This is a genomic window from Burkholderia sp. YHN3-13, assembly GCF_055810675.1.
In genome coordinates this window covers 44170-56893 of sequence record NZ_JBVVNQ010000014.1, presented here as the reverse complement: position 1 = coordinate 56893, position 12724 = coordinate 44170, and the positions used below count along the sequence as shown (strand labels likewise).

The 12724-nt window shown below is 67.7% G+C and carries 13 protein-coding genes; 4 read left to right on the top strand and 9 right to left on the bottom strand.

Translation table 11 applies throughout. The features are described from left to right. Positions 1-181: 181 nt before the first annotated feature. From galU to AC0KUR_RS26730, 4 genes are all read left to right on the top strand, one after another. Positions 182-1066 carry a UTP--glucose-1-phosphate uridylyltransferase GalU gene (gene galU, locus AC0KUR_RS26745; protein WP_034190918.1) on the top strand — a complete coding sequence of 295 codons (885 nt, stop codon included), beginning with the start codon at positions 182-184 and terminating at the stop codon, positions 1064-1066. Between the two features lie 25 nt (positions 1067-1091). Then, a complete protein-coding gene (locus AC0KUR_RS26740) occupies positions 1092-1691 on the top strand; it encodes a phosphatase PAP2 family protein (RefSeq protein WP_124670540.1) in 600 nt (199 codons plus the stop codon). 315 nt (positions 1692-2006) lie between these two features. Further along, a complete protein-coding gene (locus AC0KUR_RS26735; RefSeq protein ID WP_473376612.1) occupies positions 2007-3200 on the top strand; it encodes a hypothetical protein in 1194 nt (397 codons plus the stop codon). Between the two features lie 71 nt (positions 3201-3271). Then, positions 3272-4399, top strand: a complete 1128-nt coding sequence (locus tag AC0KUR_RS26730; RefSeq protein WP_473376646.1) for a sialidase family protein — start codon at positions 3272-3274, stop codon at positions 4397-4399. A 63-nt stretch (positions 4400-4462) separates the two neighbouring features. Here AC0KUR_RS26730 and AC0KUR_RS26725 read toward each other — a convergent pair whose 3' ends face one another. From AC0KUR_RS26725 to AC0KUR_RS26685, 9 genes are read right to left on the bottom strand one after another with little or no spacing between them, the layout of a single operon-like run. Continuing rightward, on the bottom strand, positions 4463-5398 hold the full coding sequence (locus AC0KUR_RS26725) for a KpsF/GutQ family sugar-phosphate isomerase (protein ID WP_034190915.1): 936 nt from the start codon (positions 5396-5398) through the stop codon (positions 4463-4465). Then, complete coding sequence (gene kdsB / locus AC0KUR_RS26720; protein WP_473376611.1) at positions 5376-6179, bottom strand: 3-deoxy-manno-octulosonate cytidylyltransferase; 804 nt, start codon at positions 6177-6179, stop codon at positions 5376-5378. The genes AC0KUR_RS26725 and kdsB overlap by 23 nt, the downstream gene beginning before the upstream one ends. Further along, the gene (locus AC0KUR_RS26715; RefSeq protein WP_124609279.1) at positions 6163-6714 is read right to left on the bottom strand and encodes a KdsC family phosphatase; all 552 of its coding nucleotides are present in this window, start codon (positions 6712-6714) and stop codon (positions 6163-6165) included. The genes kdsB and AC0KUR_RS26715 overlap by 17 nt, the downstream gene beginning before the upstream one ends. Beyond that, a complete protein-coding gene (gene kdsA / locus AC0KUR_RS26710; RefSeq protein ID WP_473376610.1) occupies positions 6711-7556 on the bottom strand; it encodes a 3-deoxy-8-phosphooctulonate synthase in 846 nt (281 codons plus the stop codon). The genes AC0KUR_RS26715 and kdsA overlap by 4 nt, the downstream gene beginning before the upstream one ends. A gap of 31 nt (positions 7557-7587) precedes the next feature. Further along, positions 7588-8670, bottom strand: a complete 1083-nt coding sequence (locus AC0KUR_RS26705) for a glycosyltransferase (protein WP_473376609.1) — start codon at positions 8668-8670, stop codon at positions 7588-7590. Positions 8671-8722: 52 nt separating this feature from the next. Further along, on the bottom strand, positions 8723-9697 hold the full coding sequence (locus AC0KUR_RS26700; protein ID WP_124609276.1) for a glycosyltransferase: 975 nt from the start codon (positions 9695-9697) through the stop codon (positions 8723-8725). After that, positions 9694-10224: a serine O-acetyltransferase gene (locus AC0KUR_RS26695; protein WP_034190910.1), complete on the bottom strand. Its 531-nt coding sequence runs from the start codon at positions 10222-10224 to the stop codon at positions 9694-9696. The genes AC0KUR_RS26700 and AC0KUR_RS26695 overlap by 4 nt, the downstream gene beginning before the upstream one ends. A gap of 1 nt (position 10225) precedes the next feature. After that, positions 10226-11425: a capsular polysaccharide export protein, LipB/KpsS family gene (locus AC0KUR_RS26690; RefSeq protein ID WP_301742828.1), complete on the bottom strand. Its 1200-nt coding sequence runs from the start codon at positions 11423-11425 to the stop codon at positions 10226-10228. Positions 11426-11453: 28 nt separating this feature from the next. Continuing rightward, positions 11454-12686: a lipopolysaccharide biosynthesis protein gene (locus AC0KUR_RS26685; RefSeq protein ID WP_473376608.1), complete on the bottom strand. Its 1233-nt coding sequence runs from the start codon at positions 12684-12686 to the stop codon at positions 11454-11456. Between the last annotated feature and the right edge of the window lie 38 nt (positions 12687-12724).

The window sequence follows — 12724 nt, the reverse complement described above, 5'->3', positions numbered from 1 at the left end:
GTCGGATTCAGCCTAGATTCGGTCTCCACTCGAAACGCGAACACTCATACGATGGTCGAACGACGCGCGAGTCCGGCTGCGCGAACGATATGGCACCGGCGCGCGACGATTGCATGCACGCATCGCCGGTTACCCTCGGCATTGTTGATGCCTGATCCTGAACGGATGGAATTCGAAAATCATGTTGAAAGTGACGAAAGCCGTATTTCCGGTTGCCGGTCTCGGCACGCGATTTCTGCCGGCGACCAAAGCCAGCCCGAAAGAAATGTTGCCCGTCGTAGACAAGCCGCTGATTCAATATGCGGTCGAGGAAGCGATCGACGCGGGCATCACCGAAATGATTTTCGTGACCGGCCGCAGCAAGCGCGCGATCGAAGACCACTTCGACAAATCCTATGAGATCGAGGCCGAGCTCGAAGCGCGCGGCAAGGAAAAGCTGCTGTCGCTGGTTCGCGGCATCAAGCCGAGCCACGTCGACTGTTTCTACGTGCGCCAGGCCGAAGCGCTGGGGCTCGGCCATGCCGTGCTGTGCGCGGAGAAACTGGTCGGCGACCAGCCGTTCGCCGTGATCCTCGCGGACGACCTGCTCGACGGCCCGACGCCGGTGCTGCGCCAGATGATCGACGTGTTCGATCACTATCACGCGTCGGTGATCGGCGTGGAGGAAATCGCGCCCGACGCATCGAAGTCGTACGGCGTGATCGAAGGCAAGCGCTGGGAGGACAACCTGTTCAAGCTGTCCCGCATCGTCGAGAAGCCGGAGCCGGCGCAGGCGCCGTCGAATTTCGGCGTGGTCGGCCGTTACGTGCTGAAGCCGAAGGTGTTCGAGCATCTGCGCGCGCTACGGCCCGGTGCCGGCGGCGAGTTGCAGTTGACGGACGCGATCCAGTCGCTGCTGTCCGACGAGCAGGTGCTTGCCCATCGCTACGACGGCACGCGTTTCGATTGCGGCAGCAAGCTCGGGTATCTGAAGGCGACGGTCGAGTTCGCGCTGCGGCACCCCGAAGTGGCCGCGGATTTCGAAAGCTATCTGGCCACCCGCATGTCTGCGCTGCTGGCCGCCTGACGGCGCGGCCATCACGAATCCGATCATGTGGGCCGCCGTCAGCGATCTCGGCGACGCGGCGCTGACGCTGCCGCTGGCCGTCGTATGCATCGCGTGGCTCGTGCGCTCGACGGCCGGACGGCATCGCGCGGCGTCGTGGGCGCTGATGCTCGCGGCCGGCATGGCGCTCGTCGGCGCGACCAAAATGCTGTACGCCGGCTGCGGTATCCAGATCCGCCCGATACATTTTCGTGTGATCAGCGGGCATACGATGCTCGCGTCCGCAGTCTGGCCGATGGTGTGCGTGCTGGCACTGAGCGGTGGCATGCAACCGCGGGCGAGCGCGTCGCGAGCGCTGCCGCTAGGGCTCGGGCTCGCGCTCGGCGCGCTGATCGGCGTCGCGCGCGTGTTCGACGACGCGCACACGCCATCGGAAGTCGTCGCCGGCTGGCTCGTCGGCTCGGCGGTCGCGCTGGCATTCGTGTGGCGACACGGCACGCCGCGTGTCGACGCACGCTATCGCGTGCTCGTCGTCGGCTCGCTGCTGGCCGTGTCGGCCACCGCGTACGGGCGCCACGTGCCGATTCAGGAGGCGATCGAACTGTATTCGCCGTTCTTGTGCGGGCGATTCGCGTTTCAGCCGTGACGGCCGCGCCTGGACCGTACGCTGCGAACGCCCTCGCCGGCCTCCGGCACATCGCGCGCTCCGCCGACCCCGCCCGAAACGGACAGAATGCCGCCCGGATCGGACGGCCCGGCTCGCCCGACTGTCCAGTCGTCTATCCTCGGTCGCCGGAAGCGCTTCGTCCCGGACGACGAACGCACATTCCGCGTGCGACGCGGCGCGACACGATGCCCGCCCTCCCCGCGGGCACCTTGCCACGCGCCGCACGACCTCTCGCCGCGCGGCGCCGGCACGGCCGGCACGCAGCGGATCCGGAGCCTCCGATCGGGCACACGCATGTCGACCTTGCTCTTTTCAGCCAGCGTACTGTTCTTCTCGCTCAACGCGTTCAGCGTGCGGGCCACCTTCGCCGCATATGTGCTGCTGTGCGCGCTCGCCTTTCTGCGCGCGCCGACACTGATGAACCGGCAGCGCCACCTGTTTCCGGTGTGCACGTACTGGCTGATCAGCACCTGCCTCGCCTTCATCCTGTCCGCGTTCGGCGATTTCTACGTGAACTTCTTCATCAAGTTCGTGCTGATCCAGACGTACATCGCGTTGAGCTACTGGATGTTCGCCGGCGGCGTACTCACACGGGCATCGCTCGACACCGCGTGCAAGACGCTGATCTACGTGCATGCCGCGTTCTTCACGTTCCAGCTCGTCTTCTACCTCGGAACCGGCACCTTCATCGATTTCGACAGTTACGTGCGCGAAGCGGACTCCGAAGCGCTCTATGCGACCAAGGCGCTGTCCGACAGCCTGATTTCGATCCGTGCGCTGGGCCTGTATTCCGAACCGTCGTTCTATGCGATGACGGTCGTCCCGAGCGCGGTGATCCTGCTGCTGTCGAAGCGGCGCATCACGCTCGCGCCCGTCATCGGGTTCGCCACCGCGCTGCTCAGCTTCTCGGTCGCGTCGATGGTCGTCTGCGCGGCGCTGTGCGGGCTGCACGTGCTCACCGGGCGCGGGCGGCTGCGGACGCGGATCGCCGTCGTCGTCGTCGCGCTCGCGTGCGTGCCCTGGCTCTACAGCGTGTACGATCAGCGGGTGAACCAGTCGGTCGATTACGATGCGGTCGGCAGCCGGACGCTCGTGCTGACCGAGCTGACCGAGCGCGACGTCGTCGCGGGCGTGTTCGGCGGCGGCCTGTTCTGGGACGAGCGCAACAACGTCGGGAAAACGCACCTGCGCGGCTACCAGGTGCGGGACAGTTCGTTCTACGTCTACCTCGTGTTCGCCGCGGGCATCGCCGGTTCCGTCGTGTTCGGCGGTGCGCTTGTCATGCTGTTCCGCCGCAATGGCCGGCGCAAGTATCTGCTTTATTTGCTGCCGATCCTGCTGTTCAAGTATCACGTGCTCTATGGCATGCTCTGGCTCACCATCCTGCTGTTCGTCGTGCTGGCCGACCAGGACGCGCCCTACCGGCGCGCGGTTGCCCGTCCCATCCCGAACGCATCCGGCGGCAAGCCGCTCGCGCACCTGACATGAACTCGCTTCGACCTGCCTCGACGTTCCGCGCGCTGAAACGGTCGACGATCGCGGCGCTATGCCTGGGCTGCATGGTGACGGCGGTTCGCGCGCAAACCGTGCCCGCGCCGCCCGGCGAGGTGATCGCGCACAGCCCGGCCGCCACGCGCGTCTATCTCGGCTCGCCGTCGCTGGCCGTGCTGCCGAACGGCGACTATGTCGCGAGCTTCGATACATTCGGCGCCGCGTCGGCGCAGAACCGGGTGTCCGTGTTCACGTCGCACGACAAGGGCGCGACCTGGTCGAAGCTCGGCGACGTGCCGGACCAGTACTGGTCGTCGCTGTTCGTGCTGAACGGTGCGCTGTACCTGATGGGGACCAACCGCTCGATGGGCACGCCGACGATTCGCCGCTCCGAAGACGGCGGCGAAACGTGGACCACGCCGGTCGACGCGTCCACCGGGCTGCTGCCGTATGCGGGGCACTACATTACCGGGCCGGTGCCGGTCCTCGTCGATCGTGGACGCGTGTGGCGCGCGTATGAAAGCGTCGAGGACGGCGACCTGCGTGCGCTGGTCCTGTCCGCGCCCGTCGATCGCGACCTGCTCGATGCCCGCAACTGGCGCGCGTCCGCGCACCTGCCGTCGGACAAGCGCTGGCTCGACGGCAGGTTCCAGTCATGGGAAGAAGGCAACGTGGTCGGCCGGCAAGGCGCCGCGCCCGCCGTCGTGCTGCGCGTGAACACCGCGAACGGCCCGGAGAAGGCCGCGCTGGTGGCGACGGGCAACGACGGCCGCACGTTGTCGTTCGACCCGGCACGCGATTTCATCGACCTGCCCGGCGCCGGGAAGAAGTTCACGATCCGCTTCGATCCGCAGTCGAAGCAGTACTGGACGATCACGAATGCGGTGCCGAAGAGCGCTGGGCGGATGAACCTCGAACGCGTCCGCAACACGCTGGTGCTGCTGTCGTCGCCCGATCTCCGGCAGTGGACCGCGCGGCGCGTCGTGTTGCAGCACGCCGATCCGAAACGGCACGGCTTCCAGTACGTCGACTGGCAATTCGACGGCAACGATCTCGTCGCGGTGCTGCGCGTCGCGTTCGACGACCCGGAAGGCGGCGCCGCGAGCCAGCACGACTCGAATTTCGTCACGTTCCTGCGCGTGCGCCGGTTTCGTCAGAACGCGGCATCCGCCGCGCTGACGCAAAGCCTGCAATAGCGCACGCCGGTGTGCCGGCACGTCTCCCGCGCGCCGCCCCACGCGGCGGGCGCGGCCCGTTCGCTATTTCTTGAACACGCCGACGACGTCGCCGCCGTCGACCACCAGCAACGCGCCGATGCGCTGCTGCTGCATCAGCAGCAACGCATCCTCGACCCGCGTCCCGGGCCGTACCGTCGACGGCTCGATCGACATCATGTCGGCGGCCGTGCGCCGCAGCACGCCGTCCCCATGCCGCTCGATCGCGCGACGGATGTCGCCATCGGTCACGATGCCCCAGCCGGTGTCGCGCCTCACGATCGCGAGCCCGAGCCGGCCGCGCGTCATCGCGTCGAGCACGTCGAGCGTCGACGTCGCCTCCGTCACGAACGGCAGGTTGCCGCGCGCCATTTCGTCGTCGACCGTCGACAGCAGCCGGCGGCCGAGCGAGCCGCCCGGATGGAAGCGCGCGAAGTGTTCCGGCTGGAAGCCGCGCGCCCGCATCAGCGTGACCGCCAGCGCATCGCCCATCGCGATCGTTGCCGTCGTCGACGCGGTCGGCGCGAGCTGCAACGGGCACGCCTCGCGTTCGACGCCGATGTCCAGATGAACCCGCGCGGCGCTCGCGAGCGTCGACGCCGGGTTGCCGGTCAGCGCGATCAGGTCGTTGCCGTTGCCGCGCAGGAACGGAATCAGCTTGATCACCTCGTCCGTTTCGCCGGAATTCGAAATCGCGAGAAACGCGTCGTCCGGCGTCACCATGCCGAGGTCGCCATGATAGGCCTCGCCCGGATGCATGAAGAAAGCCGGCGTACCCGTGCTGGACAGCGTCGCGGCAATCTTCCTGCCGACAATGCCGGACTTGCCCATCCCGCATACGACGACGCGGCCGCTCGACGCGAGGACGATCTCGACCGCTTGCTCGAAATTCGCATCGAGCCGCGCGGCCACGCCGGCCAATGCCCGCGACTCGATCTCGAAGACCTGCCGGGCGGATTCAATATGGTTCTGTCGCATCATGGGTTTGTCGTTTGAGAAGGGAGACGACACGGGCGACGTCGTCGGGCGTATCGATGCCGGGGGGCGGCGCATCGGGCCAGCGCATCACGTCGATCGGCATGCCGAGCCACAGCGCGCGCAACTGCTCGAGCTTCTCCAGCTGTTCGAGTTCGCACGGTGCCGCGCTCGCCAGCGCCTGCAGCGTCGCATTCGCGTAGCCGTAGAGGCCGATGTGGCGCAGAAACCCGGTCCCGCTCGCACCGTCCGCCGCCGGCCGCCCGTCGCGGCAGAACGGGATCGCCGCGCGCGAGAAGTACAGCGCGCGGCCGTGGCGATCCACGACGAGCTTGACGATCGCCGGCTCGTCGAGCAGCGCGCCTTGCCCGACCGGGCAGGCGACCGTCGCGACACCGAGATCCGGCGCCGCGCCGCAAAATCCGGCGAATGCCCTCAGCAGCGCCGTCGGCACGAGCGGTTCGTCGCCCTGCACGTTGAGCACCGCATCGGTGTCGGGCCAGCCAAACGCCCGCGCGAGTTCCGCCGCGCGGTCGGTGCCGGACGCGTGACCGGTATCGGTCATCGCGAACCGGATGCCGCGCGCGTCGAGTACCTCGGCGATGCGTGCGTCGTCGATCGCGACGACGATGTCGGTATGGGGCAGCGCGCGGCGCACGCGCGCATGCACGCGGACGATCATCGGTTCGCCCGCCAGATCGACGAGCGGCTTGCCCGGCAGCCGCGCCGAACCGTACCGCGCCGGAATCACGACGCGCACCGTCCGCCTGTTATTGAACGACGTCATGACCGCTCCATTGTTCGAGCAACGGCCGGTATGCGTCGTCGAGCGACAGCCCGGCCTCCATCAGCAGATGCTCGGCCACCTCGCGCGCAACGCCGCGGCCGCCGGCCGCGCCCGCGACATGGTCGACGCGGGTGCGGACGAGCCGATGCGCATCGGCCGGCGCATACGACACGCCGACGCGTTCGATGACCGGGAGATCGTTCACGTCGTCGCCGACATACGCGACTTCATGATCGTCGACCCGTTGCCGCGCCTTGATGTCCGCATAACCGGCGCCCTTGTCGTCGCAGCCGCTCACGAGCACGTCGACGCCGAGTTGCGCCGCGCGCCACGTCAACGCGCCGCTGTGCTTGCCCGACAGGATGCCGGTGCGGATGCCGTGCGCGCGCAGCAGCGCGACCGCGACCCCGTCGTGCGCGTGAAAGCTCTTCATGCACTCGCCTTCGTGCGTGACGTGCAGCAAGCCGTCGGTCAGCACGCCATCGACGTCGAACAGCACCAGGCGCACGGGCCCGCGATACGTCGCGCCGCTCACCGGACATCGAGCGGCGGGAGCCGCTTGACCAGGTCGTCCACCGCCTTCACCTGCTGCAGGAACGCGTCGAGCAGCGCGAGCGGCAGCGCGCTCGGGCCGTCGCAGCGCGCGCGGTCGGGGTCGGGATGCGCTTCGAGGAACAGCCCGGCCAGCCCGACCGCCATCCCGGCGCGCGCGAGGTCGAGCACCTGGCGCCGCCGGCCACCCGACGCAGCACCGCCCGGATCGCGCATCTGCAGGCTGTGCGTGACGTCGAAGATCACCGGGCAGTCGCTCGTCGTGTCGCGCATCTGGCGGAAGCCGAGCATGTCGACGACGAGATTGTCATAACCGAACGACGAGCCGCGCTCGCACAGGATCACGCGGTCGTTGCCGGCTTCGCGGCACTTCGACACGATATGCTCGACCTGCGTCGGACTCATGAACTGCGGCTTCTTGATGTTGACCGCGTTGCCGGTCCGCGCGATCGCGACCACCAGGTCGGTCTGGCGCGCGAGGAACGCCGGCACCTGCAGCACGTCGACGACCTGCGACACCGGCCCGGCCTGCCAGGTTTCATGCACGTCGGTGATCACGGGCACGCCGAACCGGCGCTTGACCGCGTCGAAGATCCGCAGCCCCTCGTCGAATCCGACGCCGCGATACGAGTGGATCGACGAGCGGTTGGCCTTGTCGAAGGACGCCTTGAACACCAGCGGAATGCCGAGACGGCGCGTGACCTCGACGAACGTCCCGCAGACGTCGAGCGTGAAGTCCAGGCTTTCGAGCACGTTGAGGCCGCCGAACAGGACAAACGGCAAGTCGTTGCCGACGGTGACATCCGGGGTGAGGGTTACATTCATACGGTTCTCCACGAAATGGGGGTTGCTGTCGTTAGCGGGTCGCCCGTGCAGCATAGAGCGGCACGAGCTCGCCCAACAAGCGCGCCTCGGCGAAGCGGTGCCGCGCCTCGCCGCTCGCCCGCCGTGCCAGCTCCCGGCGCAGCGCGCCGTCGCCGGCGAGACGCTCCAGCCACGCGACCGCGTCGGCGGCCGACGCGTAGATCACACCGGTCTGCAGATGGCGCACGACATCCACATTGCCGGCGCACCCGGACACGACGACGGGCCGCCCGGCCAGCATCGCCTCGATGACCGACACCGGCATGCCCTCCCACGACGACGTCGACAGGTATACGTCCGTGCCGGCAAGCCGCCGCGCGACCTCGTCGTGCGGCAACCATCCGGTCACCTCGACGCCCGCCTCGGCCAGGCGCACCTTCGATGCATCGTCGCCGTCGCCGATCCAGACGAAGCGCACGCCGCGCGCACGCAGGCCGTGCGCGATCTGCGCGAACAGCGCCGGATTCTTTTGCGCGCGAATGCCGCCGACCGTCACCACGCGCAGGGGGCCGCCGGCCGGCCGGCCGTCGTCGCCCGCCGGTACCGACGACGGCCGGTCGATTACCGCATTCTCGACCACCACCACCGGCTGGCGCAGCCATGCGCGGATCGCCCGGCCCTCGCTTTCCGAGCATGCGACGTACAGGCATTTGCGCACGCATGCGACCCATTCGAGACCGACGAATGCCAGCCGCCTCACGCCGGAGATGTCGCGGCGCATGAACGAGATGCAGTGCGGGCTGTAGAAGAACGCCGCTTTCGGCAGCGCGAACAGCGTCGACAACCGCCCGAGAAAGCCGGCGAACGACGAGTGCAGGTGTACGACGTCCGGGCCGATCTCGTTGAGCGTCGCGCGCAGCCGTCCCGCGGTCCGCAGCAGGCCCGCGCCTTTCATCTGGACGTGGCGCAGCGACACCCGCTTGTCGAACATCGCGGCAAGACCGGGCGGCGTATCGGGCCGCACCGAGTAGACGACATGCACGTCGTGGCCTTCGCATGCCAGGCGATTCGCGATCAGGCACACCATCGACAACGTGCCCGTGGCGCTGGATTCGACCATGTGGACGATCTTCATCGGAATCCGTTCCATGAGGGATGAGCCGCCGCGCTGACGGCGAATGACGTCGTCAGGCACCCGGACGGCGCCCCGCGACCGCATCGATAAACGCGAGCACGCCCGAGCGCTCGATCACGCGGCCCCATTCGAGCGACTGCATTGCCGCCGGGTCGGGCCGGGTCGCCCGGACCCGCGACAGTGGAAACAGTTCGTCGAAGATCGCCGCACCGGTGACGTGGCACTGGATGCCGAGTTCGTGCGCGGTGCGCACGTTCGACGGCGCGTCGTTGCAGATGATCTTCTTGCCGAGCGACGCGTACTCGAGCAGCTTCGTCGGCGTCTGGAAGCAATGCGGCCGGTGATACGGAAAGAAGCACACCGCGTATTCGCTGTCGCGGACGATGCGCAGCGCGTCCGGTTGCGGCACGCGGCCGACGAAACGGATACCCGGCGTATCGACGAACGCCGCGTGGATCTCGGGCTCCGGCTGGCCGACCAGCACGAGCGTGTCCGACTCGTCGCGACGCGCGTCGCGATAGGCGGCCAGCACCTTCTGAAAACCGCGTTCGCGGCTCATTTCGCCGATATAGCAGAACCTGGCGGACGGCATCGGCGCGACACCGGCGCCGCCCGGCGCGATACGGTCGCTCCCCGCATCGGCCGGCGCGAAGATCCAGTCCGGCACGCCCATCGGCAGCAGCAACGCGCGCACGCCATCTCGAAACGCCATCGCGTCGCGCATCTGCTCGTTCTGGAAGATCCGCAGATCGGGCCGCACGTTCAGCACGCGTTTCACGCCATCCTTGACGGCCGCGAGCCGGCCGACCGACAGCGACCGGTAATCGTGAATCACGAACCGCGCGGGCGGCAGCGTGCGATAGAAACCCATGATGCACCACAGGATGCAGACGTCCCGATCGGGAAAGCGCGCGTATGCGTCGATATCGCCGTCGAATACCTCGAACCCGTGCTTCCCCAGGCGGCTGCGGTAAGCGGCTATCTCGGGATAGTTCGCCTTGCCGGGATGCAGAATGAACACTTTCATGTCGGTTCCTGTTCGTTGTCGAGAATGCGCGCGGGGACGCCGACGGCCACGCAACGGTCGGGCACGTCACGCAACACCACCGCGCCCGCGCCGATCCGCACGCCGTCGCCGACCCGCACCGCGCCGAGCACGACGCTGTGCACGCCGAACTCCACGTGATCGCCGATCGTCGGCACGCCGCCGAGCGTGCCGTCCTTCCGGATCGTGTTGCCGATCGTCACGCCGTGCCGCAGCGTGCAGTAGTCGCCGATCACCGCGTAGCCGTTGATCACGAGACCGGTGCCGTGATAGAGCGCGAGCCCCTTGCCGATCTTCGTCTTCACCGGAATCTCGATGCCCATCAGCCAGTCGCACAGCACGATGTAGAGCAGGATCAGCGGCGCGCCGGCCAGCAGCGTGAACCGGCTCCGGCACGCGAGGTAGTGCACGACGCGGTAGAAGATCACCACGCTGCGCGTCTTCACGAACGCATTGCGGCGGCAGTCTTCGGCGATCGCCTCGGCGGTCTGTCGCAACGTGACGCCCATGTCAGTGCCGCCTCTCGAACACGCGCCGGGCCGCATCGGCGGGAATGCGCGCGGCGCCGAAGTAGTCGATGCCGTCGACCAGGAACGAATGGATGTACTTCAGCAGCCGCTCGCGATCGAACTCCTTGTAGAAACAGCGGCCGAGCGACACCACGCGCTTGCCGTACAGCATCGCCTCGAGCCCGACCGTCGAATTGATCGTGACGACCGCATACGCGTGCCGCAGCAGGTCCGTCGTCGGCGACGTGACGATTTCGAAGCGATACGTCTCCTGCAGGCGCACGATCGCTTCGATCTCGGCCGCATCGGTTTCGGCCGGATGCAGCTTCACGAACAGGTCGGCGCTCTCGTTCGCCGCGAACGCGAACGCACGGCGGATCGCCTCGAGATTGTCGACGTCCGAATGCAGCTTGATTTGCGTGTCGCCGGATACCTGCAGCGGCAGGAACACATAGCGGCTCGTCGCCAGCGCGTCCGCCGACATGTACGTGGCCTGGCGCGGCGCCGGCATCCCGTTGCGCGCCCGCACGCTCGTCAGGCGCCGGCGGCCGACGCCGCGGCTGACCACCTTCATCACGTAGTTGGTCGCCGACATGGCCTTGCGCGCGAACGACGTTCGCGCCTGCGGCAGCGGCATCTGCTTGTAGCGCTCGTAGGCCGACAGCCAGCGCGCATGCATGTGCTCGTCGGGCAGCGGCAACCGATCGATGCTCTCGGGGTGGCGGCTGATCGTCGACAGCGCATTGACGCCCAGCGAATCGACGAACAGCTTGCCCGGCAGGTTCGAGATCTCGATGAAGCGGGTCGCGACACCGTACACCGTGCACGCCTGCCGCACCGCGCGGCACACCAGTTGCTGTCCGTTCCACATCACGCACTGCTCGATCCGCAGGCCGCGCAGCACCTCCGATGCGATATGGAAGATCGCCGCCGACTCGCGCTTCGCGCGCGCCTCGGTCATCTGCCCGTTCAGTACCTCGATCGACAGCGGGTACGGCGTGCGGTCGGCCGCGTGCCCGTCGGGCACGTCGATCGACATCAGCCGGTTCAAGTACACCGAGCGATAGCCGTTCAGCAGCAGGCCGAGATGCGCGACCGGCTCGCTCGTCAGGAACGCGAACTCGTATTCGTGCCGCACCGCGCTCACGAGCCGGGTCGCGAAGTAGTAGCGCTCGAGGGAATCGATGACGATCAGGATCATGGTGTGCTCATTCGTCGTTGCGGCGATCTCACGCCAGCGCGCGGAATCGGGACAGGTTCGTGTCGAGGACCCGGTACGTGAGCGCGATGCCGGCTGCCATCAGCGCCGCGCCGGTCAGCGAAAAAACCTGCACGCTCGCCGGGGCCGATAGGTTCATCAGCCGCGCGATGCCCAGCGCACCGGACAGGCACACGCCGCAGGTCAGCTGAAACAGGAAATCGACGCGCTGCGCGCGCGTCGCGAGGAAGATCTGCGACAGCGGCACGTAGATCAGCTGCAGCGCGAACAGCGGCATCAGGCTGTGATAGAACCCGACCGAGCCGTGCCAGCTCGGGCCGAAGAACCGGTTCACGAGCGGCGCGAACAGCAGCAGCCCGCCGGCCATGTACACGACCGCGAGCACCGCGAGCGCGCGGGCGTAGGTCCGGTACACGCGCGGCACGGTCGTGCCCGCATCCGGACGCGCCATCGCACCGATCGCGTCACGGCGGAACACGCCGCCGACGCTCTGCGCGATCAGCGACACCGGAAAGAAGCCGAGCCGGTACGCAGCCGCGAAGTAGCCGGCGCTCTGCGCGTCGAACCAGTGCGGAATCGCGATCGACAGTGCGTAGGTCAGCACCGACGCGCACAGCGTCGACGGCAGGATGTACAGCGCGAAACGGCGGTTCCTGACGAAGAACGCGCGCGACAGCCTGAACGCGTACCCGGCGCGATAGCCGGAAAGCAGAATGGCCGCGGCCATCACGATCGACACCGCCGCGGTCGCCCACGTGTACAGCGCGAACACGTCGACCCTTCCGCACGCTGGGCAGGCGAGCGACAGCACGAGGCCCGCGAGGAACATGCTGTTGACCACCACGCGCGACAGCGCGATCCAGCCATAACGCCTGAGGCTGTTCAAATAGGAACCGGCGGCCAGTTGCACGAACGTGGCCAGCGCATAGACGGCGACGAGAGAGAGATCCCGGCGCCCGGCGACGGCAATCACGACGCCGACCGCCGCGGTCACGACCAGGCTCAGCGCCGTCACGTTGACGAACGCGTTGAACGACTCGCCCGGCCTGTCGTCGACGCACGCGAGTTCGTAGCGGAACGCGAGCAGCGTGCCGACGAAGGTCGCGAGCGCGAGCAGATAGTTGAAATGGCCGAGCGAGTCGGGCCCGAAGCGCCGTCCGATCACGAAGATGCAGGCGAACAGCGCGATCTGGCCGAACACGACGCCGGCAAGCGACACGATCGAATCCCGTGGATTGATCATCTCGCCTCCGTGCGCGATGCGCGGCCGGATACGCGGGC